Annotated in this window: 21 protein-coding genes; 9 read left to right on the top strand and 12 right to left on the bottom strand. The window is 69.5% G+C overall.

The features are described from left to right. Nucleotides 1-29 precede the first annotated feature (29 nt). On the bottom strand, nucleotides 30-1,061 hold the full coding sequence (gene hrcA / locus AC07VM_RS14550; protein WP_267414949.1) for a heat-inducible transcriptional repressor HrcA: 1,032 nt from the start codon (nucleotides 1,059-1,061) through the stop codon (nucleotides 30-32). A 100-nt stretch (nucleotides 1,062-1,161) separates the two neighbouring features. Between hrcA and AC07VM_RS14545 the strand changes: the two genes are divergently transcribed. Next, entirely contained in the window at nucleotides 1,162-2,580 is a 1,419-nt protein-coding gene (locus tag AC07VM_RS14545; protein ID WP_494911920.1) for a carboxylesterase/lipase family protein, read from the top strand. Nucleotides 2,581-2,592: 12 nt separating this feature from the next. Here the strand turns inward: AC07VM_RS14545 and hemW are convergent, their stop codons facing one another. The 4 genes from hemW to AC07VM_RS14525 all read right to left on the bottom strand — a co-directional run bounded on the left by hemW (nucleotide 2,593) and on the right by AC07VM_RS14525 (nucleotide 8,234). Then, on the bottom strand, nucleotides 2,593-3,810 hold the full coding sequence (gene hemW, locus AC07VM_RS14540; RefSeq protein WP_494911919.1) for a radical SAM family heme chaperone HemW: 1,218 nt from the start codon (nucleotides 3,808-3,810) through the stop codon (nucleotides 2,593-2,595). After that, on the bottom strand, nucleotides 3,810-4,463 hold the full coding sequence (locus tag AC07VM_RS14535) for a DUF1990 domain-containing protein (RefSeq protein ID WP_267414952.1): 654 nt from the start codon (nucleotides 4,461-4,463) through the stop codon (nucleotides 3,810-3,812). Before AC07VM_RS14535 ends, hemW begins: the two co-directional genes overlap by 1 nt. 83 nt (nucleotides 4,464-4,546) lie before the next feature. Next, nucleotides 4,547-6,400 carry a translation elongation factor 4 gene (gene lepA / locus AC07VM_RS14530; protein WP_267414953.1) on the bottom strand — a complete coding sequence of 618 codons (1,854 nt, stop codon included), beginning with the start codon at nucleotides 6,398-6,400 and terminating at the stop codon, nucleotides 4,547-4,549. Nucleotides 6,401-6,512: 112 nt separating this feature from the next. Further along, a complete protein-coding gene (locus tag AC07VM_RS14525) occupies nucleotides 6,513-8,234 on the bottom strand; it encodes an ABC transporter family substrate-binding protein (protein WP_267414954.1) in 1,722 nt (573 codons plus the stop codon). Between the two features lie 334 nt (nucleotides 8,235-8,568). Between AC07VM_RS14525 and AC07VM_RS14520 the strand changes: the two genes are divergently transcribed. The 5 genes from AC07VM_RS14520 to AC07VM_RS14500 all read left to right on the top strand — a co-directional run bounded on the left by AC07VM_RS14520 (nucleotide 8,569) and on the right by AC07VM_RS14500 (nucleotide 13,887). Continuing rightward, nucleotides 8,569-9,549, top strand: coding sequence for an ABC transporter permease (locus AC07VM_RS14520; protein ID WP_267414955.1), 981 nt, complete (start codon nucleotides 8,569-8,571; stop codon nucleotides 9,547-9,549). A 1-nt stretch (nucleotide 9,550) separates the two neighbouring features. Next, a complete protein-coding gene (locus AC07VM_RS14515; protein ID WP_267414956.1) occupies nucleotides 9,551-10,468 on the top strand; it encodes an ABC transporter permease in 918 nt (305 codons plus the stop codon). Beyond that, entirely contained in the window at nucleotides 10,419-12,521 is a 2,103-nt protein-coding gene (locus AC07VM_RS14510) for an ABC transporter ATP-binding protein (protein ID WP_494911915.1), read from the top strand. Before AC07VM_RS14515 ends, AC07VM_RS14510 begins: the two co-directional genes overlap by 50 nt. Nucleotides 12,522-12,534: 13 nt before the next feature. Further along, nucleotides 12,535-13,092: a PH domain-containing protein gene (locus tag AC07VM_RS14505; RefSeq protein ID WP_494911914.1), complete on the top strand. Its 558-nt coding sequence runs from the start codon at nucleotides 12,535-12,537 to the stop codon at nucleotides 13,090-13,092. A gap of 63 nt (nucleotides 13,093-13,155) precedes the next feature. Beyond that, entirely contained in the window at nucleotides 13,156-13,887 is a 732-nt protein-coding gene (locus tag AC07VM_RS14500) for an alpha/beta fold hydrolase (protein WP_494911912.1), read from the top strand. Here AC07VM_RS14500 and AC07VM_RS14495 read toward each other — a convergent pair. Both AC07VM_RS14495 and AC07VM_RS14490 read right to left on the bottom strand, forming a co-directional pair. Continuing rightward, a complete protein-coding gene (locus AC07VM_RS14495; protein ID WP_494911911.1) occupies nucleotides 13,882-15,117 on the bottom strand; it encodes an MFS transporter in 1,236 nt (411 codons plus the stop codon). The genes AC07VM_RS14500 and AC07VM_RS14495 overlap by 6 nt on opposite strands. Then, nucleotides 15,114-16,496, bottom strand: a complete 1,383-nt coding sequence (locus tag AC07VM_RS14490) for a glycoside hydrolase family 1 protein (protein ID WP_494911910.1) — start codon at nucleotides 16,494-16,496, stop codon at nucleotides 15,114-15,116. Before AC07VM_RS14490 ends, AC07VM_RS14495 begins: the two co-directional genes overlap by 4 nt. Before the next feature lie 222 nt (nucleotides 16,497-16,718). On the opposite strand from AC07VM_RS14490, the gene rpsT reads away from it, so the two are divergent. Beyond that, the gene (rpsT, locus tag AC07VM_RS14485) at nucleotides 16,719-16,979 is read left to right on the top strand and encodes a 30S ribosomal protein S20 (protein ID WP_267414962.1); all 261 of its coding nucleotides are present in this window, start codon (nucleotides 16,719-16,721) and stop codon (nucleotides 16,977-16,979) included. A gap of 101 nt (nucleotides 16,980-17,080) precedes the next feature. Here rpsT and holA read toward each other — a convergent pair whose 3' ends face one another. Genes holA through AC07VM_RS14470 form a run of 3 tightly spaced genes read right to left on the bottom strand, consistent with a single transcriptional unit; the run spans nucleotide 17,081 to nucleotide 21,117 of the window. Next, the gene (holA, locus tag AC07VM_RS14480) at nucleotides 17,081-18,118 is read right to left on the bottom strand and encodes a DNA polymerase III subunit delta (protein WP_494911908.1); all 1,038 of its coding nucleotides are present in this window, start codon (nucleotides 18,116-18,118) and stop codon (nucleotides 17,081-17,083) included. A gap of 43 nt (nucleotides 18,119-18,161) precedes the next feature. Next, entirely contained in the window at nucleotides 18,162-20,489 is a 2,328-nt protein-coding gene (locus tag AC07VM_RS14475; RefSeq protein WP_494911906.1) for a ComEC/Rec2 family competence protein, read from the bottom strand. Nucleotides 20,490-20,493: 4 nt separating this feature from the next. Further along, entirely contained in the window at nucleotides 20,494-21,117 is a 624-nt protein-coding gene (locus AC07VM_RS14470; RefSeq protein ID WP_267414965.1) for a ComEA family DNA-binding protein, read from the bottom strand. Between the two features lie 205 nt (nucleotides 21,118-21,322). Here AC07VM_RS14470 and AC07VM_RS14465 point away from each other — a divergent pair, with 205 nt between their 5' ends. Continuing rightward, complete coding sequence (locus AC07VM_RS14465) at nucleotides 21,323-21,883, top strand: phosphatase PAP2 family protein (protein ID WP_494911903.1); 561 nt, start codon at nucleotides 21,323-21,325, stop codon at nucleotides 21,881-21,883. A 70-nt stretch (nucleotides 21,884-21,953) separates the two neighbouring features. On the opposite strand, the gene leuS is transcribed toward AC07VM_RS14465, so the two are convergent. Both leuS and AC07VM_RS14455 read right to left on the bottom strand, forming a co-directional pair. Continuing rightward, nucleotides 21,954-24,488 carry a leucine--tRNA ligase gene (gene leuS / locus AC07VM_RS14460; RefSeq protein ID WP_494912397.1) on the bottom strand — a complete coding sequence of 845 codons (2,535 nt, stop codon included), beginning with the start codon at nucleotides 24,486-24,488 and terminating at the stop codon, nucleotides 21,954-21,956. A 75-nt stretch (nucleotides 24,489-24,563) separates the two neighbouring features. Beyond that, nucleotides 24,564-25,904: an anthranilate synthase component I family protein gene (locus AC07VM_RS14455; RefSeq protein ID WP_494911902.1), complete on the bottom strand. Its 1,341-nt coding sequence runs from the start codon at nucleotides 25,902-25,904 to the stop codon at nucleotides 24,564-24,566. Nucleotides 25,905-25,945: 41 nt separating this feature from the next. Between AC07VM_RS14455 and AC07VM_RS14450 the strand changes: the two genes are divergently transcribed. Continuing rightward, on the top strand, nucleotides 25,946-26,617 hold the full coding sequence (locus tag AC07VM_RS14450) for a DedA family protein (RefSeq protein ID WP_267414967.1): 672 nt from the start codon (nucleotides 25,946-25,948) through the stop codon (nucleotides 26,615-26,617). The last annotated feature ends 1 nt before the right edge of the window (nucleotide 26,618 follow it).

The following is a 26,618-nucleotide window of genomic DNA, read 5'->3' as shown; positions in this document are numbered from 1 at the left end:
CTTCTGCGTGTGTCCTGGTGGCGACCGCGTCAGCGGCCGGCCTCGTCTTCGTCGAGCATCCGCGACAGGTAGCGGGCCACGGCCCGTGCTGCGGCGAGGTTGCTCGGGTAGTCCATGCGTGTCGGCCCCATCACGCCGACGCGCGCCGTGCCGCTGGGCGCGGCGTAGTTGCTGGCGACGATCGATGCCTCGCCGAGCCCGAACGGAGCGTTCTCCGTGCCGATGCTCGCCGCGAGCCCATGCTCGTCGGTCACCATCTCACTCATCAGCCGCAACAGCGTCACCTGCTCCTCGATCGCCTCGAGGAGCGGATGGATGCTGCCGCGGAAGTCCTGTTCCCGCCGCGCGAGCGTCGCGGCGCCCGCCATCACGAGACGCTCCTGCCGGAAACTGCCGAGCTCGTCCATGACGACGCCGGCGATCGCGCGCAGCACGAGGTCCTTCGGCGTCTCCTCCGCGGAGAGCAGCGCCTGGAGACGGTCGGAGGCTTCGCCGATCGCCTGCCCGGTGATGAGCGCGGACAGACGCGCGCGCAGCACGGCCATCTCGGTGTCGTCGATCATCTCGGGGAGGACGGCCATGCGCTGCGACACACCGCCGGCATCGGTCACCAGCACGATCAGGAGTCGGTTCGGCGCGAGAGCCACGAGCTCGACGTGCGTGACGTGGGCGCGGGCGAAGGACGGATACTGGGCGAGCGCGACCTGTCCGGTCAGCTGCGTCAGCACGCGCACGGTGCGCACCATCAGGTCGTCGAGGTCGGCCGGCTCGCCGAGGAACGATTCGATCGCCGAGCGCTGGGCCGACGAGAGCGGACGCAGCTGGGCCAGGTGGTTCACGAAGACGCGGTAGCCCTTGTCGGTGGGCACCCGGCCGGACGAGGTGTGCGGAGCCGTGATGAGCTCCTCGTCCTCGAGCAGAGCCATGTCGTTGCGGATCGTCGCCGCCGAGACGCCGAAGGAGTGCCGGTCGACGATGGAGCGGCTGCCGACGGGTTCGTGGGTCTCGACGTAGTCCTGCACGATCGCGCGGAGAACCTGGAGTCCTCGCTCTGTGACCATCGCCTTCCCTCCCGCTGGCACTCGGACGTTCAGAGTGCCAATCCTACCCCGTGCAGCTCGGGATTCTCCGTACTGGGCGGGCGACCCTAGGATGACGCTCATGACCACCTCTCCCCAGGCCTCCCTGTCGAGCGGCTTCGTCCGCGGCTCCGAGGAGGACGGGATCGTCCGCTATCTCGGCATCCCCTATGCGGACGCGCCGTTCGGGGAGAACCGCTTCCGAGCCCCGCAGCCCGTCACCGCCTGGCACGGGGTCCGCGAGGCGACGCAGTTCGGGCCCACTCCGCCCCAGGTTCCCTACGCGGGTGCGATCGGCGAGCTCCTGGGCTCCGTGCGCATCGAGGGCGACGACATCCTGACGGCGAACGTGTGGGCGCCGTCAGGAGCATCCGCCGCTCCCGTGCTGCTGTGGATCCACGGCGGGGCGCTCGAGCGCGGTACCGCCGCGCTGCCCCTCTATGACGGCACGGTCTTCGCGAAGGCCGGGATCGTGTTCGTCTCGATCAACTACCGCCTGGGGTCCGAGGGGTTCTCGGTGCTCGACGGCGCACCCCGCAACCTCGGCCTCCGCGACGCCGCCGCCGCGCTGGAATGGGTGCATCGCGAGATCGCGGCGTTCGGCGGCGATCCCGAGCGGATCACCGCGATGGGCGAATCCGCCGGCGGGGCGATCGTCGCCGGTCTTCTCGCTCGTGACGACTCGAGGGCGCTGATCGGCCGGGCCATCATCGAGTCCGGACCGCTCCGGGCGCAGACCGCGAAGAAGGCGGGACGCGTGACGGCGCAGCTCGCGAAGCGGCTCGGTGTGCGGGCCGATCGCGACGCGTTCGCCGCCCTCACGCCCGAGCAGCTGCTCGATGCCCGGAAGGCGCAGTCGGCGGGGTCCTCCCCTCTCGGCGGGGCACCCGGGTTCCAGTTCGCGATCGACCCCGACAGCCTCCCGCGTTCCCCGCATGAGGTGCTCGGCGGGATCGACACGCCGCTGCTGATCGGCAGCAACACCGATGAATACCGGCTCTGGTTCCCGCCGGAGGCTCTCGCCGGGATCAGCGAGCTCAAGCTGCAGGCGGCCCGGCTCCTCTCACGGATCCCGCGCCGAGCGGTCTCCGCGTACCGCCGCGCGTTCCCGGGGGCCGGCACCGGCGAGGTGTTCGGGCAGCTCGTGACGGACATGATGCTGCGCGCGCCGCTGAGCCGCGTCGCCGCCGCGCGACCGGAGACCACCCACGTCTACGAGTTCGCCTGGCCGAGCCCGGTGCGGGATCTGCGCGCCGCGCACGCGTTGGAACTGGGATTCGTCTTCGACCGCCTCGGCGATGAGGAGGCGAGGCGCATGGCCGGACCGGACGCGCCGCGGGAGCTCGCCCGCGAGATGAACGCGGCCTGGGTGCGCTTCGTCACCCAGGGCGACCCCGGCTGGCCCGCGTACGGAAGCGGGCGGCTGACGCGTCTGTTCGACACGGACAGCCAGACCGTGCCGCAGCGGCGGACCGCCGGGATGGATCTGCTCCCCGGCTGATGCGGAGCGCGCTCAGTCGGTGAGCTCGCGCACCACCGCGTCGGCGAGGAGCCGTCCGCGCAGGGTCAGCTGGATGCGCCCCTGTACCGCGGCCACCGGGTCGACGAGCCCGTCGGCCATCAGTCCGGCGACGCGGCTCCGATTCGTGACCGGGACCTCCTCGACGGCGATCCCCTCGCGGATGCGGCTGAGCAGCAGGATGCGCTCGAGCGTGCGCGACTCGTTGTCCGGTCGCTCCGTCCCCGCGGCGGGGGATTCGGATGCCGCGAGCCGCTGCGCGTACGCCGCCGGGTGCTTCACGTTCCACCAGCGCAACCCGGCCATATGGCTGTGCGCTCCGGGACCGAAGCCCCACCAGTCGCTCCCGCGCCAGTAGGCGAGGTTGTGCCGGGAGCGCTGCTCAGGCGTGCGTGCCCAGTTGCTGACCTCGTACCAGTCGAATCCGCCGGCGGCGAGACGCGCGTCCGCCAGCTCGTACATGTCGGCCTGCAGATCGTCGTCGGGGGTCGGGACCTCGCCGCGACGGATCTGTCGGGCGAGCTTCGTGCCGTCCTCGATGATGAGCGCGTAGGCGGAGATGTGGTCGGACTCGAGGGCGAGCGCGGCATCGAGAGAGGCCTCCCAGTCGGCCAGCGACTCCCCCGGCGCCCCGTAGATCAGGTCCACGCTGACCGCGAGACCCGCGTCCTTCGCCGCAGCGACCGCGGTGCGCACGTTCTCCGGACGGTGAGTGCGGTCGAGGGCGGCCAGCACGTGCGGCACGGCCGACTGCATGCCGACCGACATCCGCGTGACGCCGGCCGCCGCCAGCGTTCGCGCCACCGCGGGCGTCACCGTGTCGGGATTCGCCTCGACCGTGACCTCCGCTCCCGCGGCCAGGCCGAACGCCGACGTCGCCGCCTCGAGCATGCGTGCGAGATCGCCCGCGGGAAGGAGCGTCGGCGTGCCTCCGCCGAAGAAGACCGTGTCCATCGGACGCAGGGCTCCGGCGTCGCCGAGCACTCGGCGCGCGAGAGCGATCTCGGAGATCAGCGTCGAGGCGTAGTCCTCCTGCTTCGCGCCGCGGAGCTCGGTCGACGTGTAGGTGTTGAAGTCGCAGTATCCGCAGCGCACGGTGCAGAAGGGAATGTGCAGGTACGCCGAGAACGGCACGCTCGTGTCGATCGGGAGGTCGACGGGCAGGTGCCCGTCCGTCGGCGCGGGGTCTCCGAGGGGAAGCGGTCCCGCCATCAGACGGGCGTCGCGTACAGCGGGGAGATCGCGCGGAGGTAGCGTGCGAACAGCTCGCGACGGCGACGCTTCACGAGCGCGGGCACCGTGCGGTACAGGAGTCCGTTCGGCGCGTCGAAGGCGCGGACCGTGAACCACACCTCGTCGTTGTCCTCACGCCAGTCGACGTCGAAGGACTCCTCGCCGCTGACGACGGATCCGCCGACGGTGCCGAGCACGAAGCCGATGCGCCGCTTCTCCTCCGTGACCGAGATCACCCGGAGCTCGGAGTCCGCCCGCATCCCGCCGATCCGACCGCGCAGGTGCAGGGTCATGCCCGCGCCGACGAACGGCATGCCCTCGGCGTCGTATCGCTGTTCGACGTCGCGCTTGCTCGGCGCGATCGCGTTGCCCTCGGCGTCGAAGCTGACACCGGCGTAGGCGGGTCCCGGAGCGGGACGCACGTCTTCGACGGACAGACCGGCGGCACGCTGCGCCGTCCAGGAGAGAAGTGCTTCTCCGGCGGTCTGGAACCTCTCGAGTCCGCTGCCGATCCGCCAGGATTCCTCCGCCGGGATGCTGCGCTCCGGCGGGTACTGCATCAGATCCGGAGCATGGGTCGCACCCACGGCCGCATAGTCCACCGTGTCGTCTCGGAAAGTCCCGCGCCGCATGACTTCCACCCTACTTCGCGTTACCTGAGCGAACACCCCCACGCGCCGCGCGGAGTCACATCCCCGGGCGCGAGCAGGTGCCGCTACTTCTTGTCCTTGCCCTCGACGTCGCCGGAGAGCGCCGCGATGAACGCCTCCTGGGGGACCTCGACGCGACCGACCATCTTCATGCGCTTCTTGCCCTCCTTCTGCTTCTCGAGGAGCTTGCGCTTACGCGTGATGTCACCGCCGTAGCACTTGGCGAGCACGTCCTTGCGGATCGCGCGGATGGTCTCGCGCGCGATGATCCGGGCGCCGATCGCCGCCTGGATCGGCACCTCGAACTGCTGGCGAGGGATGAGCTTGCGCAGGCGCTCGGCCATCATCGTGCCGTAGGCGTAGGCCTTGTCACGGTGCACGATCGAGCTGAACGCGTCGACCTTCTCGCCCTGGAGGAGGATGTCGACCTTCACCAGGTCGGCCTCCTGCTGGCCGGAGGGCTCGTAGTCGAGCGAGGCATAGCCCTGCGTCTTCGACTTCAGCTGGTCGAAGAAGTCGAACACGATCTCGCCGAGGGGCATGTTGTAGCGCAGCTCGACGCGCTCCTCCGAGAAGTACTCCATGCCGAGCAGCGTCCCGCGACGGGACTGGCACAGCTCCATCACGGTGCCGACGTAGTCCTTCGGCAGCAGGATGGCGGCCTTGACCATCGGCTCCGACACCGAGCCGATGCGCCCGTCGGGGTACTCGCTCGGGTTGGTGACGGTGACCGTCTCGCCGGTGTCGCTCGTGAGCACCTCGTAGATCACGCTGGGCGCGGTCGTGATGAGGTCGAGGTTGAACTCGCGGGCCAGGCGCTCGGTGATGATCTCGAGGTGCAGCAGTCCGAGGAACCCGCAGCGGAAGCCGAAGCCGAGCGCGACCGAGGTCTCCGGCTCGTACACGAGCGAGGCGTCGGAGAGCTTCAGCTTGTCGAGAGCCTCGCGCAGCTCCGCATAGTCGCTGCCGTCGATGGGGTACAGACCCGAGAAGACCATCGGCTTCGGGTCGGTGTAGCCGGGAAGGGCCTCGGAGGCCGGCTTCCGCGAGGTGGTGATCGTGTCGCCGACCTTCGACTGACGCACGTCCTTCACGCCGGTGATGAGGTAGCCCACCTCGCCGACGCCGAGACCCTTGGTCGGGGTCGGCTCGGGGCTCGACACGCCGACCTCGAGGGCCTCGTGGTTCGCGCCGGTCGACATCATCTGGATGCGCTCGCGCGGCGAGAGGCTGCCGTCCACCATGCGCACGTAGGTGACGACGCCGCGGTAGGCGTCGTAGACCGAGTCGAAGATCATCGCGCGTGCCGGCGCATCGGCGTCGCCCGTCGGGGCCGGGATGTCCCGGACCAGCCGGTCGAGGAGGTCTTCCACCCCGACGCCGGTCTTGCCCGAGACCCGCAGCACGTCCTCCGGCTTGCCGCCGATGAGCGACGCCAGCTCCTTGGCGTACTTCTCCGGGTCGGCCGCCGGGAGGTCGATCTTGTTCAGCACCGGGATGATGTGGAGGTCGTTCTCCAGCGCCAGGTAGAGGTTCGCCAGCGTCTGGGCCTCGATGCCCTGCGCCGCGTCCACGAGCAGGATCGCGCCCTCGCAGGCCGCGAGCGAGCGGGAGACCTCGTAGGTGAAGTCGACGTGACCGGGGGTGTCGATCATGTTCAGCGCGACCGTCTGCCCGTCGAGCTCCCAGGGCATGCGGACGGCCTGGCTCTTGATCGTGATGCCGCGCTCGCGCTCGATGTCCATGCGGTCGAGGTACTGCGCCCGCATGTCGCGATCCGAGACCACGCCGGTGATCTGGAGCATGCGGTCGGCGAGGGTCGACTTGCCGTGATCGATGTGGGCGATGATGCAGAAATTACGGATCTGCGCAGCCGGCGTCGAGGCAGGCTGAAGCGGAGTGAGAGCGCGTGGGGACATGTCTCCTCGATTCTACGGTGACCGGGCACGAATGCCCGACTCGCCGCCGTCGGCCGGGTAGCAGAATGGGCGGCCCCCGGAGGGACCGCCCATTCTGGGGAGTGGATCGGGCTTACTTGGCCCAGCCCACGTTCTCCCAGTGGTTCGTGCCGGTGACCGACTCGAACTGCGAGGGACCGTAGTTCACGACGCCCTTGGCGACCGCGTACTGGTTCGGACGTGCCGCCAGCGGGATCGTCACAGCTTCGCTCATGATGATCTTGTCGATCTCCTTCGCGATGTCGAGACGTGCATCCACGTCGAGCTCGGCGTTCGCCTTCGTCCAGAGGTCGTCCAGACGCTCGTCCGCGACACCGGGGAAGTTCTGCCCCGAGTCGGCCGGGTTGAAGATCGACTCCGTCGACGAGATCGGGTACGGCGTACCCTGCCACGCGAAGATCGTCGCCTCGAAGTCACGGGTCTGCGTCGTGATGTACTTCGTGAAGAAGTCCGCCGACGGAACCGTGTCGATCTTGACGTCGAAGCCCGCCTTGGCGGCCATCGGCTGGATCTGCTGCGAGAGGATCGCCGAGTTCGGGGTCTCCGAGGGGATCACGAGGCGGACGGTCAGCTTGTTGCCGTCCTTCTCGCGGATGCCCTTGTCACCCTCGACCCAGCCGGCGTCCTCCAGCTGCTTCTTGGCGGCGTCGATGTCGAACGCGATGTCCGCGCTGTCGTCCTCGTAGCCGTTCTGGCCGTTGAGGAAGATCAGGTTGTTGAGGACCTCGGGCTCGACGCCCAGCGGCTCGATGACGGCCTGCGCCATGATCTGACGGTCGAGCGACTTCGCGAATGCCTGACGCACCTCGACGTCCTGGAAGACGCCGGCGGTTCCGTTGAGCGTGACGTGGCTGTACGTCACACCCTTCGAGCTCAGGATCGACGAGTCGGAGCGGGCCTTCGCCGACTCGAGCGTGTCGACGCTCGAGTTGATCGGAACCGCGTCGAACTCCTTGTTGGCGAACGCCTGGCCGACCGTCGAGCGGTCCGTCGCCTTGAAGTTGATGGTGTCGAGCTTCGGCTTGTCGCCCCACCACTTGTCGTTCGGCTCGAAGGTGATCGTCTTGCCCGTCGGGTCGAACTTGCTCACGACGAACGCGCCGCCGGAGACGTAGGTCGAACCGTCAGGAGCGAAGGGACCGGTCGCCCACGCGGTGTTGAAGCTCTCCGGCGTCGCCGTGAGCCAGCGGGGGTAGATGCCCGAGAGGATCGACGGCCAGTCCGCGTTCTTGTTCGCGAACGTGATCAGCACGTCCTGGTCGTTCTCGCCGGCCTCGACGGACTCGATGTCGGACCAGACGTTGGTCGACGTCGGCGCGTACGCCTCGTTCTTGCCGTTCAGGGCGTTGAACATGCCCTGGAAGTCCTGCACGCCGATGGCCGTGCCGTCGGACCAGACTGCGTCGGGGTTGACCTTGACCTCGACGACCTGGGGGTCTTCGCTCTTGAGCTCGACCGAGGTCGCGTAGTTCGGGTCGGCTTCCCAGCTGCCGTCCTCGGTGACGACGACGAATCCGGGCAGGAAGAGGCTCGAGATGGTGTTGTCGTCGACGGTGCCGGAATCGAGGTTGTACAGGTTCCAGTTCGCCGGGGTCTCGTCGAGCGGGAGGTTCAGCGTCCCGCCGTCCTTGATGGCGTCGCGGTCTGCGGCGACCCAACCCGTGGCCGGAAGCGCCGACGGCGACTCACTGCCGCCCTTGTCTCCCCCGGTCGTACCGGGCGCGCACGCGGTCATCACCAGCGCGACGCTGGCGATACCGGCGAGAGCCGCCCACTTCTTGGAGCTCGACTTCATCGATCTCCCCCTTCTGTCGTTTCGTGCAACTGCACAGGACTCGTCCGAACCGGGAGGCGAAGGCCGCGACCGGCTACGGAGCAACACCATCGATGATCACCCCGCATACCGACATGTCACGTGCGTGTTGTCCGGATCGTTATGTAGTTGTCGTTCAATCGGTGTCGTGCACGTCCGACTCCGACAGACATGGCACGATGAGGAGGCTGAACAGTCAGCTCACCGCGGTCGACGAAGACACGGCGGTGTTTTGGACAGACGGCCTGGGCGTGCCTAGAGTAGCCAGGCCGCAACAGACGTCGGGTGCGCGGCGATCCCGCGCCGAAGGAGCTCCATGATCGGATTCATCGCCAAGCGATTGGTGAACTATCTCATCCTCACCGTCATCGCCACGCTGGCCGGTTACGCACTCGTCTCCACCACTCTTCAGCCGGCGGCACGGTTCCTCGGCAAGAACCCCCCGGTCCCGCAGTCCACCATCGACGCGGCGCTCGACAAGATCGGCGCCAACCCCGATGTCTCCCTGCTGCAGCGGATGATGGACTGGCTCGTCCAGTTCGTCACGACCGGCTCCCTCGGCGTCTCCACCCGCGGCACCCAGGTCACGGCCGACATCTTCGAGCGCGCCGGCACCAGCCTGCGACTGCTCATCATCGGCTCCATCCTCGGCGCCGTCTTCGGCATCCTCCTCGGCGTGTGGGGAGCCATCCGGCAGTACCGGGCGAGCGACCAGGTCATCACCTACGCCTCGTTCACGATCCTCGCCACCCCGATCTTCGTCATCGCGGTCGTGCTCATGATCGGCGCGACCTGGCTCAACAACGCCGCCGGCCAGCAGCTCATCAACTTCACGGGTGAATACAGCGTCGGGGTCACCGGCTTCTGGCCCGTGTTAGGCGATCGAATAGCGCATCTGCTGCTGCCCACCATCGCGCTCACCGTGACCGCCGCGGCCTCGTACTCGCGGTACCAGCGCAGCGCGATGCTCGATGTGCTCTCGTCGGACTTCATCCGGACCGCCCGCGCGAAGGGGCGCACCCGCGGAGCCGCGATCATGCGCCACGGCGTGCGCGTCGCCCTGATCCCGATGTCGACGTTCTTCGCCTACTCGTTCGGCACCATCCTGACGGGCGCGGCCGTGACCGAGAAGATCTTCAGCTGGCACGGAATGGGCGAGTACCTCATCGACTCCGTGTCGAACAACGACATCAACGCAGCGACGGGCTCCATCCTGTTCGCCGCGATCCTCGTGCTCATCGCGGGCACGCTGGCCGACGTCCTGTACGCGGCCCTCGACCCTCGAGTGAGGATGTGACATGACGCTCGATCCCACGCAGCTCGACGCTCCGCCGCTCGAGCCGGAGAACGACGAGTCTCCCTCTCTCCCGCGCTGGCGGCTGATCCTCAAGCGCACCTTCTCCACGAAGCGCGCCTGGATCGGTGCGAGTGTGCTCGTCCTGATGTTCCTGCTCGCCTACGTCGGACCGCTGCTGTACCCGTGGTCCGCGACGGACCAGGACTACCTGTCGTTCAACAAGGGGCCCAGCCTCGAGCACTGGTTCGGCACCGACACCATCGGCCAGGACATCTTCGCGCAGTCGATGGCCGGCCTCCAGAAGTCGCTGCTCATCGGTCTGATCGTCGGTCCGCTCACGGCCATCATCGCCGGTGTGGTCGGCGCCATCGCCGGATACGTCGGCGGGGTCTGGGACCGCGTGATCGTCTGGATCATCGACCTGCTCCTGGTGCTGCCGAGCTTCTACATCCTCGTGCTGCTCAGCCCGCTGTTCAAGAACCTCGCCTGGGTCGCCCTGGTCGTGTTCCTCCCGCTGTTCGGCTGGATGGTGCTCGCCCGCGTCATCCGCGGTCAGACGATGTCGCTGCGCGAGCGCGACTACGTCAAGGCCGCGCGGTTCATGGGCGTCGGCGGATTCACGATCATCCGCCGCCACATCCTCCCCAACGTCGCCTCGCTGCTGATCATCGATGCGACCCTGGGTGTCGGCGCGGCGATCCTCGCGGAGACGACGCTGAGCTACTTCGGCTTCGGCATCCAGCCCCCCGACGTGTCCCTGGGCACGCTGCTCGCCGCGGGAAGCGCGGCCGCCACCACCCGCCCCTGGCTCTTCATCCCACCGGCGATCCTCCTCGTCGCCACTGTGCTCGCCTCGAGTCTGCTCGGAGATGCACTGCGTGACGCCGTCGACCCGACCTCGGAGAACAACCGTGCCTGAACCTCTGCTTCGCGTCAGCGACCTCAATGTCACCTTCGAGACGAAGGCCCGCACCGTGCACGCGGTGCGCGGCGTGAGCTACGAGGTCAACCGCGGCGAGTTCCTCGCGATCGTGGGCGAGTCCGGTTCGGGCAAGTCCGTGTCGTCGATGGCCGTCATGGGCCTGCTCCCGAGCACCGCCAACGTCACGGGATCGATCACCTACGACGGCAAGGAGCTCCTCGGATCCTCCGACCGCCAGCTGTCGAAGATGCGCGGCTCCGACATCGCGATGGTGTTCCAGGACCCGCTCTCCGCGCTGACGCCGGTCTACACGATCGGCCAGCAGATCATCGAGGGCCTCAAGCTGCACCAGCCGGGCCTCAGCGCCCAGGCGCTCGACGCCCGGGCGATCGAGCTGCTCGACATCGTCGGCATCCCGGAGCCGCGGCGACGGGTGAAGTCGTTCCCGCACGAGTTCTCCGGAGGAATGCGCCAGCGCGCGATGATCGCCATCGCGATCGCGAACGACCCGAAGCTGATCATCGCCGACGAGCCGACGACCGCCCTCGACGTCACCATCCAGGCGCAGATCCTGGACGTGCTCCAGACCGCCAAGGACATCACCGGCGCCGCCGTGGTCCTCATCACCCACGACCTCGGCGTCGTCGCCGGCAACGCGGATCGCGTCGCCGTCATGTACGCGGGCCGCATCGTCGAGACCGCGCCCGTCGACGAGCTCTTCGCTCGCCCGGCCATGCCGTACACGATCGGTCTGCTGCGTTCGATGCCGAACATGGTCGACAACCGCTCCGCGCGTCTGGTGCCCCTCGAAGGGCGTCCCCCGCTGCTCACCGAGGTACCGAAGGGCTGCCCGTTCGCCGATCGCTGCCCCGCCGTCATCTCGGCGTGCCACGACATCGAGCCGGAGCTCGTGCCCGTCGCTCCCCTGCAGTCCGCCGCGTGCATCCGCTCCGAGGAGATCGTCGACGGTCGGCTCCCCCGCGATCAGGTGTTCTCCCCGCCCGCACCGGTCGAGGAGATCGTGCGCGAGGTCGAGACGCGCGGCACGGTCCTCGAGGTCGAGGACGTCGAGCGGCACTTCCCCCTCACCAAGGGCACGGTCTTCCGTCGCCGCGTCGGCACCGTGCGTGCCGTCGACGGCGTCAGCTTCTCGCTGCAGGGCGGCAAGACCCTGGGCCTCGTCGGGGAGTCGGGCTGCGGCAAGTCGACCACCGTCATGGAGGTCATGGAGCTCGCCAAGCCCCAGTCCGGGCGCATCGCCGTCAACGGCATCGACACCGCGTCACTGTCGCCCTCCGAGCGCCGCGCGCTCCGGACGGACATCCAGATCGTGTTCCAGGACCCGGCGGCGTCGCTCGACCCCCGCATGACGGTCGAGGAGCTCATCGGCGAACCGCTCACGGTGCACGACGTGCCCGCGAAGGAGATCTCCCGGCGCGTGCGCCGCATGCTCGAACTCGTCGGGCTCGAACCGAGCTACGCGCAGCGGTACCCGCACGAGTTCTCGGGTGGCCAGCGTCAGCGCATCGGCATCGCACGCGCGCTCGTCGTCGAGCCGAAGATCCTCGTCCTCGACGAGCCCGTCTCGGCCCTGGACGTCTCGGTGCAGGCCGGTGTGATCAACCTGCTCGAAGACCTCAAGCAGCAGCTCGGGCTCTCGTACCTCTTCGTCGCCCACGACCTCGCCGTCGTGCGCCACATCGCCGACGACGTCGCCGTCATGTACCTCGGGCGGATCATCGAGTACGGCGACGCGGACGCGATCTTCGAGAATCCGCGTCACCCGTACACCCGTGCGCTGCTGTCGGCCGTGCCCATCCCCGATCCGCAGATCGAACGCTCGCGCGAACGCATCCTCCTCTCCGGAGACCTGCCGTCGCCGACGGAGTCGATCACGGGGTGCGCGTTCCGCAAGCGGTGCCCGCTGTACGCGATCCTTCCTCCCGAGCAGCAGGCCGAATGCGAGACCAGGTCCCCGGAGCTGCGCACGGTCGAGGGACGCGACGTCTCCTGCCACTGGGCGGAGCAGGAAATCCTGCAGCCCGCGTGACGCGGAGAGTCGAGTGAGCACGCGCAGCGCCGACCGCATCGTCATCCGCGGTGCGTCCGGATGGTGGATCAGCGGTGTGCTGGCCGCGCTGTTCGCGTACATGCTGCTCGATGCGGCCGTGCGCGCCGAGTGGTCGACGATCCTGCTGGCGCTGCCCTGGATGTGCGCGCTGCTGCTCGTGTGCTGGGCGCTGCTCATCCGGCCCTGCCTGATCGTCGAACCGTCCGGGCTGACCGTGGTCAACATGGTCCGGACGCACACGCTCCCCTGGCGCGAGATCGCCGACCTCCACGTGCGCTACCAGCTCGTCATCACGCTGCGGGACGGCACCGTGATCCGCGCCTGGGGCTCGCCCACGGTGCGCCCCGCCCGCAGCGATCCGGACACCCCGAAGCCACCGCGCAACCGCGCGTTCGTCGGGGTGGTCGAAGCCATCGAGCAGGCTCGCGACGAGGTCGGTCGCCCTGCCGATCGCGGCGATCGCCCTTCCGTGCGCGTCGTGTGGTGGCCGATGGTCGCGTTGGCGGTCGCCGTGGCGCTGGGAATCACCACTGCGCGTCTGATCGGGTGAGCGGCGTCTGATCGGGTGAGCGACGAGCGGTGCGGGCACAGGCACGGGTTCTAGGCTGAACGCGTGAGCGCCCAGATCGTCCTCGTCCACGGCATCCGCACCTCGTCCACGATGTGGCGAGCCCAGCTCAGCTACCTCGATGCGCACGGCTATGCATCCACCGCCGTCGATCTCCCCGGACACGGCACCCGGATGGCCGAGGACTTCACGCTCCACGAGGCGCTGCACACGATCGACGTCGCCGTCCGCGCCGCGGCCGAGCACGGACCCGTCGTGCTCGTCGGGCACTCGATGGGTGGGCTGCTGTGCCTCGCGTACGTCGGCGGCGCCCAGCAGCCCCCGGTGGCCGCGCTGATCGCCGCTTCCTGCACCTCGCTCCCCCACGGCGCGGGGCTGGCCGCCTACCGACTCTTCACCCGCGCCGTCGACGCGCTCCCCGACCGGGGGATGTGGCTCACCGGACGGATCCTCGAGGCGACGATCCCCGAGGAGACCCGGTCGGACTTCGCCGCGGGCGGCTACGCCTTGGACACCCAGGATGCCGCGCTGCGCAGTCTCGCCGCCCTCGACATCGCCGCCGCCCTCCCCCGCATCACGGTTCCGCTCTGGTTCGTGAACGGTCAGTACGACCAGCTGCGCCTGAACGAATCCCTGTTCCGACGACTCGCCCCGCACGCCGAGCTGGTCATCGTGCCGCGCACGACGCATCTGGTCACGGCGATGCGACCGCCGATCTTCAACGCGGTGCTGCGGCTCGCAATCGCGACGGTGGAGCAGGACGCAACTGACTCATGACCGCGCGGGTTGACGCGCGAACGCGGTGAGCACTCCTCCCACGAGCGACAGCACCGCGGCGGCGACGAAGACGAGCCAGAAGCCGCCGACGAGCGCGACCAGTCCCGCGCCGAGGACGGGCCCGATCAGCTGCCCGAGCGCGGCCGTGACGTTGACGATGCCGAGGTCCCGCGCGTGGTCCTGCTCATCGGGGAGCAGATCGGCGGCGAAGGCGAGTCCCACGGTCGAGAAGGCGCCGTAGCCGAGTCCCATCAGCGCGGCGGCCACCATCGTCATCTCGAACGTCGGCACGAGCGCGATCGCCACGCCGGACGCCGCCTGGACGACGGTCGCGGCCACGGTGAGCGTGCGGCGATTGCCGGTGCGGTCCGACACCAGTCCCGTGACCACCGAGGCGATCACCACGAAGACCGTGTAGACGATGATCAGCAGCAGCAGGTTGTCCTGCGCGACCGCGTTCGGCTGGCCGAGCCCGTGCAGCAGGAAGAACAGGAAGAGGGCCGTCCCGAGCGCGTTGCCGATGTTCGTCACCAGGCGTCCGGACAGCATCCAGGCGAAGTCGCGGTCGCGCAGCGAGGCGAGGCGACGGCGTCCGACGGGCTTCGGGCGCATCGCCTCGGTGCTCGGCGGATCGGGCAGCAGCAGGGCGGTGACGGTGCCGACGACGGCGATCACCGCCGCCAGGAGCAGATACCCCTCGCGGATGCCGAGGCCGAGGAGCACCACGAGACCGACACCGACGACGATCCCGACGGCCTGGCTCGACCCGACCGCAGCGGAGGCGGCACCCCGCTGCGTCGACGGCAGCTGATCGGCGATGAGCGCCGTGAAGGCCGCGGAGGAGACGGCGACGCCGATCGACACGCCGACCCAGCCCGCGCCGACGGCCCACGGGCCGTCGGCATAGCCAGTGAGAACGAGGCAGACGGCCGTCAGCAGGACGCCGCCGATCGCCCACGGACGACGACGGTGCCGCCCCGCGGCCACACGGTCGGAGAGCGCACCGGATGCCGGTCCCGCGATGATGCCCGCGAGTCCGCCGATCCCCAGCACGAGCCCCGACGACACGACTCCGCGGATCCAGTCGTCCTCCGGCGTATCGAGCTGCAGCGGCAGGAGCAGCTGGACGGGCGTCAGCTGCACCGTCCAGATCGCGAGCCAGGCCAGGGTGAACAGCGACATCCATCGCGCACCCACCCGCACCGTGCGGGTCCCCGCCACCTCGGTCATCGCGTCCCCTCCGTCACGGTCGTCTCGGTCGTCGCGGCGTGCGAGCTCGTGATCAGCTCCCGATACCAGTCGTACGAGGCTTTGGGCGTTCGCTGCCCCGTCTCGAAATCGACGTGCACGAGACCGAACCGCTGGGTGTATCCGTCCGCCCACTCCCAGTTGTCCAGGAGCGACCACACCGTGTACTCCTCGATCGGCACGCCGGCGTCGATCGCCTCCCCGACGGCGGCGATGTGTCCGGACAGGTACGCGATCCGATCGGCATCCTCGACCCTGGTCGCCCGCTCCGGCTCCGGGAAGGACGCGCCGTTCTCTCCGATGATCACCGGCGGCAGGTGCGGGTGTCGCGTGTGCAGGTCCACGAGGAGATCGCGCAGCGCCTCGGGCATGATCGGCCATTCCGGGCCGAAGCCGGTGACCGGCACGCCCGGCGTCGGCACGATGTCGAACGGGATCGGACTCTCCGCCGCGGCCGCGGTGACCGTCGTCGGGTTGTAGAAGTTGATGCCGTAGAAGTCGATCGAACCCCCGATGGCGGCGAGGTCGCCGTCGTGCACCGGCATCGGCGGCAGTCCCAGTGCCTCCAGGTCGGGATAGGCGCCCGCGAGGAGCGGCTCGCTGAAGACCCGATTGTGGATGAGGTCGTAGATCGCGGCGGCCTGCCGGTCCTCGGCCGAGTCATGCAGCGGCAGGACCCACGTGTGGTTGTTGACGAGTCCGACCGCGGTGGCGCCCCGCGCACGCAGCACGGCGGCCGCGCGGGCATGCGCCAGCAGCTGGTGGTGGGCGGTCGGCAGCGCGCCGAAGAGCAGCTGCTTCCCCGGCGCGAGAGCACCGACGGCATATCCCTGCAGTGTCGTCATCGCCGGCTCGTTCAGCGTGTACCAGTGCGCGACGCGGTCGCCGAGGCGGCCGGCCACGATCTCCGTGTAGTCGGCGAAGCGCTCCGCCGTGTCGCGCGCGAGCCAGCCTCCGTCGGCCTCGATCTCGCTCGGCATCTCCCAGTGGAAGAGCGTCGGGAACGGAGTGACGCCGGCGTCGAGGAGACGGTCGACCAGTCGCGAGTAGTGATCGAGCGCACCTCCGTCCCCCTGCCCGCGGCCATCCGGCTGCACGCGCGCCCAGGGGATCGAGAACCGGTAGCGATCGAGCCCGAGGCCGGCGGCGAGATCGACGTCCGCCTCCGGATGCCGGTAGCTGTCGCACGCGGGGTCCGCCGTCGACCCGTCGACGATCGCGCCCGGCCTTTCGAGGAAGTCGTCCCAGATGGATCGTCCGGTCTCCCCGGTGGGGCGCGACCCCTCGATCTGGAAGGCGGAGGTCGCGGCCGACCAGCGGAGCCCGGAGGGCGCGGACGGACGAACGGGTTCGGGGGTCATGTGGCTCCTTGACATCAGTGTCGGGATAGTGATGATTCTGCACCCGGTACCATCGAAAGCGCGACCGAGTCTCGCATTCTCGGTGCCGTTTCGCGCGAGCACCCCGTCTGCTGGTAGACTCGACTCTTGGCTTGCGTGTGGGTTCTTCCCTCACGACCGCTGTGCAGCAGCCCTCTTCTGCTGCCGGCATTCCGAACACTCCTGTACAGAAAGCGTCCACACGTGGCAAACATCAAGTCGCAGATCAAGCGCAACAAGACCAACGAGAAGGCTCACGAGCGCAACAAGGCCGTGAAGAGCGAGCTCAAGACGCTCATCCGCTCGACCCGCACGGCCGTCACCGCCGGCGACAAGGCTGCCGCCGAGGCCGGCCTGAAGAAGGCTGCCGTCAAGCTCGACAAGGCCGTCAGCAAGGGCGTCCTGCACAAGAACCAGGCATCGAACCGCAAGTCGGCTCTCGCCAAGCAGGTCGCTTCTCTCTGAGTCGAGACCTCTGAGAAAGGCCCGTCCCGTTTTCGGGGCGGGCCTTCTTCGTTCTCCGGGTCGCGCCGAGCAGCAGATCGGGTCGTCCCGTGCGTCGTCGGCTACTCGCCGAAGGGCTGGCGCGTGGCGATGACCGTGACCATGCGCTCGAGCGCGAAGATCGGGTCGCGGGCCGCACCCTTGACCTCACCATCGGCACGCGCCGTCGCCTGGATCGCCATGCCGAGCGACCGCTCGTTCCAGCCGGCCAGGTCACGGCGGGCCCGGTCGACCTGCCAGTCCTTCATCCCCAGACGCTGTGCGAGCTGTCGACTCGGCTCACGGTTCCCGGCGACGCGGGCCATGGTGCGGAGCTTCATCGCGAAGGCCGCGACCATGGGCACCGGGTCGGCGCCGGACGAGAGAGCATGGCGGAGGGCGATGAGCGCCTCGCCATAGCGCCCCGCGATGGCGGTGTCGGCGACCACGAATGCCGAGACCTCGACCCGGCCGCCGTAGTACTTGGTGACGACCTCTTCCGTGATGTCGCCTTCGACGTCGCCGATGAGCTGCTGACAGGCGGCCGCCAGCTCGGTCAGGTCGTCGGCGAACGCGGAGACCAGCGCGCGCAGGGCCGGAGGGGCGATGCGCTTCTTGGCGGTGCGGAACTCCCCTGCAGCGAAGTCGACGCGGTCGCCGTCGCGCTTGATCGCCGGACACGCGATCTCGATGCCCCCACCCGTGCCGGCGCGAAGAGCGTCGAGGAGCTTCTTGCCGCGCACGCTCGCACCGGTGTGCCGGAGCACGACCGTCGCCCCCTCCTGGGGGTTGTCGAGGTACGACACGGCCTCCTGGATGAAGACATCGGAGCACTTCTCCACCCCGGACACGCGTACCAGGCGCGGTTCGCCGAAGAGCGACGGAGAGGTGAGCGAGAGCAGCGTGCCGGGCGCGTAGTCATCGGCGCGGACGTCGCTCACTTCGAGGGCAGGGTCTTCGGCGCGCAGGTAGTCGCGGACTCCGGCGATCGCCCGCTCCGCGCAGACCTCTTCAGGACCGGAGACGAGCACGATCGGCGCGGGATGCGGTTCGCGCCACGACACCTGGGGGATCTTGGTGGGCTTCGCGCCACCGCGGGGAGAGGGACGCGAAGCTGCCATGGATCCAGCCTACCGGCGGTCGCCGACACCGCTCCCCTCCCGGTCATGGCGGGGCACGCTCGGTCCAGACCCGCAGTGCTCCGTCGTGGAGGCCGAGCAGGATGCGCCCGTGCTGGTCCGTGCGCAGCGTGCGCGCACCGGTCGCACCCAGAAGGTCGAGGGTCTCCGTGCGCGGATGGCCGTAGTCGTTGTCCGCGCCCACGCTGACGAGAGCCGCACGGGCCTGCACCGCTTCGTAGAGCTCCGGAGCCTGATCGGCGCTGCCGTGGTGGGAGACCTTGACGACGTCGTACCGGCCGAGCCCGGCCGTGCGCAGCAGCATGCGCTGGGGTGCCGCAGAGAGGTCACCGAGATGGAGCGAACGGGGTACACCTCCGCCGTCGAACTCCATCACCACGCTCGCGTCGTTGCCCTCGGGGAATGCCGCTGCGTGCGGCTGCGGCCAGAGGACGCGCCACGCCGCCGTGCCGAGCATGCCGTGCTGACCGGCGGATGCCTGATGGAGCTGTGCCCCTGCGGACGCGAGGTCGTCGAGGAGACGTCGTTCGTCGTCTTCGACCACGGGGCCGTGGAGAACCAGTCCCACCCGGCCGCGGACCGCGGCCACCCCGCCGACATGGTCGAGGTCGTAGTGCGTGAGAACCAGCAGATCGATGCGATCGACACCGAGGGACCTCAGGCAGGCCGACAGCGGCCCGGGATCGGGTCCCGCGTCGATCAGCGCCACTCTGGCCTCGGCGCGCACCAGCACGGCGTCGCCCTGCCCGACGTCGCAGGCGGCGATCGCCCACCCGTCGGGTGCTGTCGCTGTGGTCAGCGGCCCGTCGAGGAGCATGCGCGAACCCGCGAGCGAGAGCACGACGATGAGGACGGCCGCCGCTCCCCGGTGCACGATCCGCATTCCCCGCCCGGACGGCGCGTTCCGCGGCGAGCGGGCGAACCGGATCAGGACGATCGCGACGCACGCGCTGACGACGGCGACGAGGACGGAGCTCGGGAGCCCCGCCGGCAGCAGCAACTGTGCGCCGGGCAGTCGTGCCGTCGTCGTGGCGGTCGTCGCGATCCACGCGGCCGGAAGCCAGGCGGACGACGCGAGCAGATCCGCGAACACGGGCACTGGTGCGGCCAGGCACGCGAGCAGGCCGATCACGGTCGCGATCGGGGCGGCGGGCGCGGCGATCAGATTCGCGGCGATACCGATCAACGACTGCTGCTCGGAGAAGAGCGCGATGATCGGGCCGCAGGCCAGCTGGGCGGCGAGCGGGACCGCGACGGCCAGCGCCACCGGCTCCGGCATCACCCGACTCAACCCCCGCGAGAGAGGCGGCGCGAGCAGGATCAGGGCACCCGACGCCGCGACCGACAGCGCGAACCCGGGCGTGGCCGCCAGCCACGGGTCGGCCAGCAGGATCCCGACCGCACACAGCGAGAGCATGCCGGCACCCGCGCTCGGCCTGCCCGACAGCACCGTCAGCATGCCCACGGCGGCCATGACCGCCGCTCGCACCACGCTCGGCTCCGGGGTCACCAGGACCACGAATGCGGCCAGGCCGGCGACAGCCACGACCACCCGTAAGCCTCGTCCTCCTCCGCAGCACGCCGTCAGCCAGAAGAGCGCGCCGACCACAATGGCGCAGTTCGCTCCGCTGACCGCGGTCAGGTGACTGAGGCCGCTGGTGCGCATGTCGGCGTTCAGCTCCGGTGTCACCGCGTGGGTGTCGCCGACGGCGAGTCCGGGGAGCAGCCCGGCGCCGGGCTCGGGCAACTCCGACGACCGCTCGACGAAGACACGCTTGAGGGTCGCTGCGAAGCCGAACACCCCGCCCGCGGGCTGAATGATCTCGGCACGACTCGCGTAGACCACGAGCACCGAACGCTCGCCGGCATCCGTCGACTCGGCCTCACCCACCACGCGCACCACCGCCCCGAGATCGGACCCCTCTACCGGTTCGACCCCGATACGCACCGGCGCGCTCGACGAGGCCGTCTCCCCCGGGGAGCCGAGCGTCGTCGTCGTCGCCTCGATCCAGAGGCGTCCGTCCTGACCGACCGAGGCGGATGAGGTGAGTTCCGCGGTGAGCTCCACGACCCGACCTCCCCACGATGCGGCGTACTCGCGCGCAGGGAGCACCGACCCCACCGTCGCCGCGATCCCCGCCGCCACGACGAGGATCACGACCGCCAACCCGCCGTAGGCGGACGCCACCCCACCACGGCACCGCCGAGAGGTGAGAGCGGCCAGCACCGCTACTGCCGCGAGACCGCAGCCGGTCGCGCACGCCCAGGACGCCGAGGGGATGAACACGCACAGCAAGGCGGCTCCCCAGCCCGCCGACGCGAGCGGGAGCAGACGGAAATCACGCCGTCTCATCCCCTCACACCCTCACCCCGTCGCGCAGACCCGCGAGCAGCTTCTCTCCGATGCCCGGCACCGCGAGCAGGTCGTCGACCGCGCGGAAGCGCCCGTTCTCCTCACGCCAGGAGATGATTCGCTCGGCCAGCGCGGGTCCGATACGCGGCAGTGTCTCCAGGGCCGCCTGGTCCGCGGTGTTGAGGTCAATGCGTCCATCGCCCGGAGGGGCCGCACCCGGCGTACCCGGCGCTGCACCGACGGTCGGCACCATGACCTGCTCCCCGTCCTCGAGCACCCGCGCCAGGTTGACCGCGGCGAGGTCAGCGTCGTCGGTCGTCCCACCCGCGGCGGCCAGCGCATCGACGAGACGGGCATCCAGCTCGAGCACGTAGAGCCCGGGACGCGCGACCGCGCCCAGGACATGCACGTAGAGCTCCCCCGTCGGCTCCCCGGTCGCGCCGGCATCCGTCAGTGGCACGGACTCCATCGGCGCCGACTGACCACGCAGGATGCCGAGCCCCACCGCGGCGGACAGCACGACCAGGGCGAGGACCACCGCGGCACCGATGCTGAGGCGCAATCGGCGTCGCTGCGGAGGTACTGGCGGTGGTGATGCTGGCGATGGAGGTGCGGACTGCGATGCCATCCGGCCACGCTAGGAGGACCGTCACACCGCCCCGCGCCCCGAACCCCTGACCGGTGCACAACCCGCCGACTTCTCACGCCGTGCAGAGCCAGCCTGCATGGGGATGCGTCGAGGGGCGCAGTCCCGCGAACATCGTCCTCGAGGGCGACCCGGATACATCCACCGACGGACTCCGCTGCCGTTCGCTCTCCGTACCGTCGAAGGTATGCCCTCTTCTCGTGTCTCCGCGCAGATCGTCGTGCCCCTGACACTCGTCGCCGCACTCGCCGTCCTCCTGGCGATCGTCCCCCTCCCCGGAAGCCTGAGCGTGCTGAGCACGCGCTGGCTGGGTTCCGTGGGGGCACGGGTCCCCGGCGTCGAGCTGATCTCCGAAGTGGGCCTGGTGCTGCTCGCCGCGGCCACGGCAGCCGCCCTCGCCCACGCGTGGTGGCGCGACTCCGGGAAGCGACCCCGCGTTGTCGTCGCAGGCGCGGGCGTCGTTCTCGCCTACCTCCTCAGCGAGGGCGGAAAGATCGTCTTCGCGCAGCCCACGCTCGCGTTCGGAGCCGCCGCCGTGATCGCTCTCGTCGTGCGTCGCTCATGGATCACGTGGTCGGCGATCGCCCTGGCGGCCGTGGTCGCGCTCGGTCGCGTCGCACAGGGCGTCCACTACGTCCACGACGTCGCCCTGGGTGCGGTGCTCGGGGTGACTGTGCCCGTGCTCGCAGTCCTCGTCGTCGAGGTCGTCCGCGACGCGCGCGGGCGCACCGCCGAACGACGGGGATGACGCCGCAGGCCCACGGCACGCGGTGAGGCGTGCGTCGTGGGCCTGCGGCGGACGTCGGTGTCTGAGCGGGTCAGCCCTTGACGACGAAGCTGACGATCTTCGGGGCGCGCACGACGACCTTCACGATCTCGCGGTCGCCGATCGACCGGATCACGCGCTCGTCGGCGCGCGCCAGCGCCTCGAGCTCGGACTCGCCGATGCGCGCCGGGACCTCGAGCTGCGCACGGACCTTGCCGCCCACCTGCACGACGGCGGTGATCGTGTCCTCGATCAGCAGCGCCGGGTCGGCGGAGCGCCACGCGACGAGACCGACGGAAGGCTCGTGACCGAGGATCTCCCACACCTCCTCGGCGGTGTGCGGGGCGAAGAGGTCGAGCATCACGGCGATCGTCTCAGCCGCTTCGCGCACGGCGGGATCCGCCGCACCGGCAGCGCCGTCGATGGTCTTGCGGGTGATGTTCACCAGCTCCATCAGACGGGCCACGAGCACGTTGAACTTCGTCTGCTCGACGAGTGCGGGAGCTTCGGACAGCAGCTTGTGCGTCGCGCGACGGAGCGCGGCGTCTCCCCCGTCGAACACCACGTCGACCGGCGACGAGACATCGCGAGCGATGCGAAGGACACGCGCCAGGAACTTCTGCGCGCCGGCCGTCGAGACGTCCTCCCAGTTGATGTCGTCCTCCACCGGACCGGCGAACGCCAGGGCGACACGGACCACGTCGGCACCGGGGTCGATCATGCTCGAGGCGAACTCGACGAGGTTGCCCTTGCTCTTGGACATCTTCGAGCCGTCGAGCAGCACCATGCCCTGGTTGATCAGGGTCGTGAAGGGCTCGGTGAAATCGATCAGCCCGATGTCGAACAGCACCTTCGTGATGAAGCGCGCGTACAGCAGGTGCAGGATCGCGTGCTCGACACCGCCGATGTACGAGTCGACGGGTGCCCAGCGGTCTGCCTGAGCCGGGTCGAACGCCACGGTGTCGCTGTTCGGCGACAGGAACCGCAGGAAGTACCAGGAGCTGTCCACGAACGTGTCCATGGTGTCGGTGTCGCGCAGCACCGGGTCGCCCGTCTCGGGGTCGGTGGTGCGCACCCAGCGCTCCGCCGCGCCGAGGGGCGACGTGCCCTTCGGCGACAGGTCGAGGCCCTCGACGCTGGGCAGCTTCACCGGCAGCTGGTCCTCGGGCACCGGGATGATCCGGCCGTCCTCGGCGTGCAGCATCGGGATCGGGGTGCCCCAGAAGCGCTGGCGGGAGATCAGCCAGTCACGCAGGCGGTAGTTCTTGGCGGCGCGCCCGGTGCCGGAGGCCTCCAGCTGCTCGATCGCGCGGGCGATCGCGTTGCGCTTGGACAGACCGTTCAGCGCGCCGGAGTTGATCATGCGACCTTCGCCGGTGAGGGCGATGCCCGTCGACGCCGGGCTCTGCTCGTCGAGGACGGCGGCGGTGTCGATCGGCACGCCCTCCTCATCGACCTCGATCACCGGCATGGCACCCGTGACGGGGGCCGTCGTGTCGACGACGACCTTGACCGGCAGGTCGAACGCGCGAGCGAAGTCCAGGTCGCGCTGGTCGTGCGCGGGGACGGCCATGACAGCGCCGTGCCCGTAGTCGGCCAGCACGTAGTCGGCCGCCCACACGGGCAGCTTCTCGCCGTTGACCGGGTTGATCGCATAGCGCTCCAGGAAGACGCCGGTCTTGGGGCGGTCCGTCGACTGCCGCGCGATGTCGGTCTCCTTCTGCACCTGCTCGAGGTACGCCTGGAACCGCTGACGCACCTCGACCGGAGCGTCGGCCGCGAGCTCGGAGGCCAGGTCGGAGTCGGGCGCGACCACGAAGAACGTCGCACCGTGCAGGGTGTCGGGCCGCGTCGAGAAGACCGTCACCGGCTCGGCGCGCCCCTCGATCACGAAGTCGACGTCCGCGCCGATGGAACGGCCGATCCAGTTGCGCTGCATCTGCAGCACCTTGTGCGGCCAGAAGCCCTCGAGCTGGTTCAGGTCGTCGAGCAGACGGTCCGCGTAGTCGGTGATGCGGAAGTACCACTGGGTGAGCTTCTTCTTGATCACCTCGGCGCCGCAGCGCTCGCAGCGACCGTCGACGACCTGCTCGTTCGCGAGCACGGTCTGGTCGTTGGGGCACCAGTTGACGGCGCTCTTCTTGCGGTAGGCCAGACCCCGCTCGTACAGCTTCAGGAACAGCCACTGGTTCCAGCGGTAGTACTCCGGGTCGGAGGTGTGCAGGACTCGCGTCCAGTCGTAGGAGGTGCCGAACTCCTTCAGGCTCTGCTTCTGCTGGTCGATGTTGGCGTACGTCCACTCGCGGGGGTCGGCACCGCGCTTGATCGCCGCGTTCTCGGCGGGCAGGCCGAACGAGTCCCAGCCGATGGGGTTGAGCACGTTGTGGCCGCGGTGACGCCAGAAGCGCGCGACCATGTCGACGTAGGCGTAGTTCTCCGCGTGCCCCATGTGCATGTCGCCCGACGGATACGGGAACATGCCGAGCACGTACTTGCGGGGGCGAGTGTCGTCATCGCCACCCGTGAGGAACGTCCCGTTCTCCGCCCAATACTTCTGCCATTTGGTCTGGATGGCGTGCGCCGACATCGACTCGTCGTCGGCAGGAGCGGTGGACAGGTTCTCAGACAACGAACGCACGACCAATCTGAAGGAAAAACGGGATCAGTTCAGGATATCGGAACGCCAGAGCCCAGGCATTTCCGCGCCGAGGGCGGCGAGCGGTGCCCGCGCCTTGGTCGCGACCTCGGCCACCTCGGCGGCGGCGACCGATCCCCAGGTGATCCCTCCTCCGGCGCCGACGATCGCGCGCTCCCCGTCGATGAGGATGCTGCGGATCACCATGGCGAGGTCGAGCGACCCGTCGACGCCGATGTAGCCGAAGCAGCCGGCGTAGACACCGCGCGGACCGCCCTCCAGACCGTGCAGCCGCGTCATGGCCGAGAGCTTCGGCGCGCCGGTCATGCTCCCGGCGGGGAACGTCGCCGCGAGCAGACCGCCGACTGTGGTCCCCTCGGCGGCCACACCGCTCACCGTGCTGACGAGCTGGTGCACGGCCGGATAGCTCTCCACGACCCAGAGGCCGTCGACGCGGATGGTTCCGGGCACGCTCACACGGGAGAGGTCGTTGCGCATCAGGTCGACGATCATCACGTTCTCCGCGCGCTCCTTCCGGTCGACCGCGAGCTCTGCGGCGAGCGCGGCGTCTTCGACCGGGCCGGCGCTGCGGGGTCTGGTGCCCTTGATGGGTCGGGTCCGGAGGACTCCCCCCGAGGCATGGAGGAACTGCTCGGGACTCGCACTCAGCAGTGTGCGGTCGCCGATCCGGATGAATCCGCCGTGGTGCGCCGGAGTCGCGGCCCGCAGACGCCGGTACACGGCGACGGGGTCGTGCGCGCCGGGCACGGTGAAGCGTGTGGTCAGGCACAGCTGGTAGGCGATGCCCGCCCGGATGAGGTCACGGCAGCGCTCGATCAGCGCCGCGTACTCCTGGGGGTCATGCCGGGCCTCGGCCGTGCGGGGCGCACCGTCCGCTCGCCCGTCGGCCCCCGTCGACGGACGGCTGTCCTCCCCGGCGCCGGACTCCGTCGCCGCTTCCGTCGCCGCTTCCGCCGCCCAGAGCTCCGCCTCTCGGCCGCCGACGGCCCACGCCTGCCGCGCCGCATGGTCGAAGGCGACCAGGTGCGTGACGGACAGCCAGCGGCCCCCGGCATCCTCGGGCTCGGTCACCGGGGCACCGGCCGCAGCGGCCCCGCTCTCATAGTCGAGCCAGCCCACCCATCCCCCGGAGAACGGCGGCAGCGCCGGATCCGCGGGGGCGGCGTCCACCCGGACGTCTCCCGGCAGCGTCGAGCGCTCCCCCGTCCCCACGAAGCTCCATCCCTCGGTCGCATCCGCCCCGGCATCGAGCCAGAACACGTCGGCCGACCGGGCCTCGAGCAGCGCGAACATCGACGACGGCTCCACCCAGGCGGGAAGCGATCGAGCGGTCAGGGGTTCAGGCACCTTGCCAGCCTAGGACCGGGCCGCTCCCGTATTCTCAAGACGTGGACGACCTCCTGCTCTGGCTTCTCGACACCGTGCAGTCGATCGATCCGGTCACGCGCACGCTGGTCGCCGGCGTCGCGGTCATGCTGGAGACCAGCATCCTGATCGGCCTCATCGTCCCCGGAGACACGATCGTCATCATCGCCTCCATGGGTGTGGCCACCCCGTGGGAGGGCATCGCCATGGGAGTCGCCGTCGTGATCGGCGCGCTGATCGGCGAGAGCATCGGCTTCTGGCTCGGGCGCTGGCTCGGCCCCCACATCCGCGTCTCCTGGTTGGGCCGCAAGATCGGCGAGCACAACTGGGTCCGCGCCGAGAACTATCTCGCCCGCCGCGGAGGCATCGCGATCTTCCTGTCCCGGTTCCTCCCGGTGCTGCACTCTCTCGTCCCTCTCACCGTGGGCATGAGCGAGTACCCCTACCGTCGGTTCCTGGCCTGGACGGCCCCCGCCTGCATGCTCTGGGCCGCCGCCTACGTGAGCGTGACCTCCCTCGCTGCCGGCAGCTTCCGCGAGCTCGTGGACCGGGTGCACTACGCGGGGTACATCTTCGTCGGCGTGATCGCGCTGTTCCTGCTCCTGGCCTACCTCGGCAAGAAGCTGCTGCAGCGCCTCGAGGCCCGTCATCTGGAGGCTCCGGAGGCAGAGGCCGACGCCGACGTGAAAGACTGAG

This window comes from Microbacterium sp. GW821-FHT01D02, assembly GCF_059422585.1.
The sequence above is the reverse complement of the archived record's forward strand: the minus strand, read 5'-3'. Positions and strand labels throughout refer to the sequence as shown.

Coding starts and splice junctions, on each gene's coding strand:
- AC07VM_RS14525 (WP_267414954.1), bottom strand. CDS start 8,234: ATGAAGTCGAGCTCCAAGAAGTGGGCGGCTCTCGCCGGTATCGCCAGC.
- AC07VM_RS14520 (WP_267414955.1), top strand. CDS start 8,569: ATGATCGGATTCATCGCCAAGCGATTGGTGAACTATCTCATCCTCACC.
- AC07VM_RS14545 (WP_494911920.1), top strand. CDS start 1,162: ATGACCACCTCTCCCCAGGCCTCCCTGTCGAGCGGCTTCGTCCGCGGC.
- leuS (WP_494912397.1), bottom strand. CDS start 24,488: ATGTCGGCGCACGCCATCCAGACCAAATGGCAGAAGTATTGGGCGGAG.
- AC07VM_RS14495 (WP_494911911.1), bottom strand. CDS start 15,117: ATGACCGAGGTGGCGGGGACCCGCACGGTGCGGGTGGGTGCGCGATGG.
- AC07VM_RS14465 (WP_494911903.1), top strand. CDS start 21,323: ATGCCCTCTTCTCGTGTCTCCGCGCAGATCGTCGTGCCCCTGACACTC.
- AC07VM_RS14475 (WP_494911906.1), bottom strand. CDS start 20,489: ATGAGACGGCGTGATTTCCGTCTGCTCCCGCTCGCGTCGGCGGGCTGG.
- holA (WP_494911908.1), bottom strand. CDS start 18,118: ATGGCAGCTTCGCGTCCCTCTCCCCGCGGTGGCGCGAAGCCCACCAAG.
- hrcA (WP_267414949.1), bottom strand. CDS start 1,061: ATGGTCACAGAGCGAGGACTCCAGGTTCTCCGCGCGATCGTGCAGGAC.
- lepA (WP_267414953.1), bottom strand. CDS start 6,400: ATGTCCCCACGCGCTCTCACTCCGCTTCAGCCTGCCTCGACGCCGGCT.
- hemW (WP_494911919.1), bottom strand. CDS start 3,810: ATGGCGGGACCGCTTCCCCTCGGAGACCCCGCGCCGACGGACGGGCAC.
- AC07VM_RS14515 (WP_267414956.1), top strand. CDS start 9,551: ATGACGCTCGATCCCACGCAGCTCGACGCTCCGCCGCTCGAGCCGGAG.
- AC07VM_RS14470 (WP_267414965.1), bottom strand. CDS start 21,117: ATGGCATCGCAGTCCGCACCTCCATCGCCAGCATCACCACCGCCAGTA.
- AC07VM_RS14510 (WP_494911915.1), top strand. CDS start 10,419: ATGCACTGCGTGACGCCGTCGACCCGACCTCGGAGAACAACCGTGCCT.
- AC07VM_RS14535 (WP_267414952.1), bottom strand. CDS start 4,463: ATGCGGCGCGGGACTTTCCGAGACGACACGGTGGACTATGCGGCCGTG.
- AC07VM_RS14490 (WP_494911910.1), bottom strand. CDS start 16,496: ATGACCCCCGAACCCGTTCGTCCGTCCGCGCCCTCCGGGCTCCGCTGG.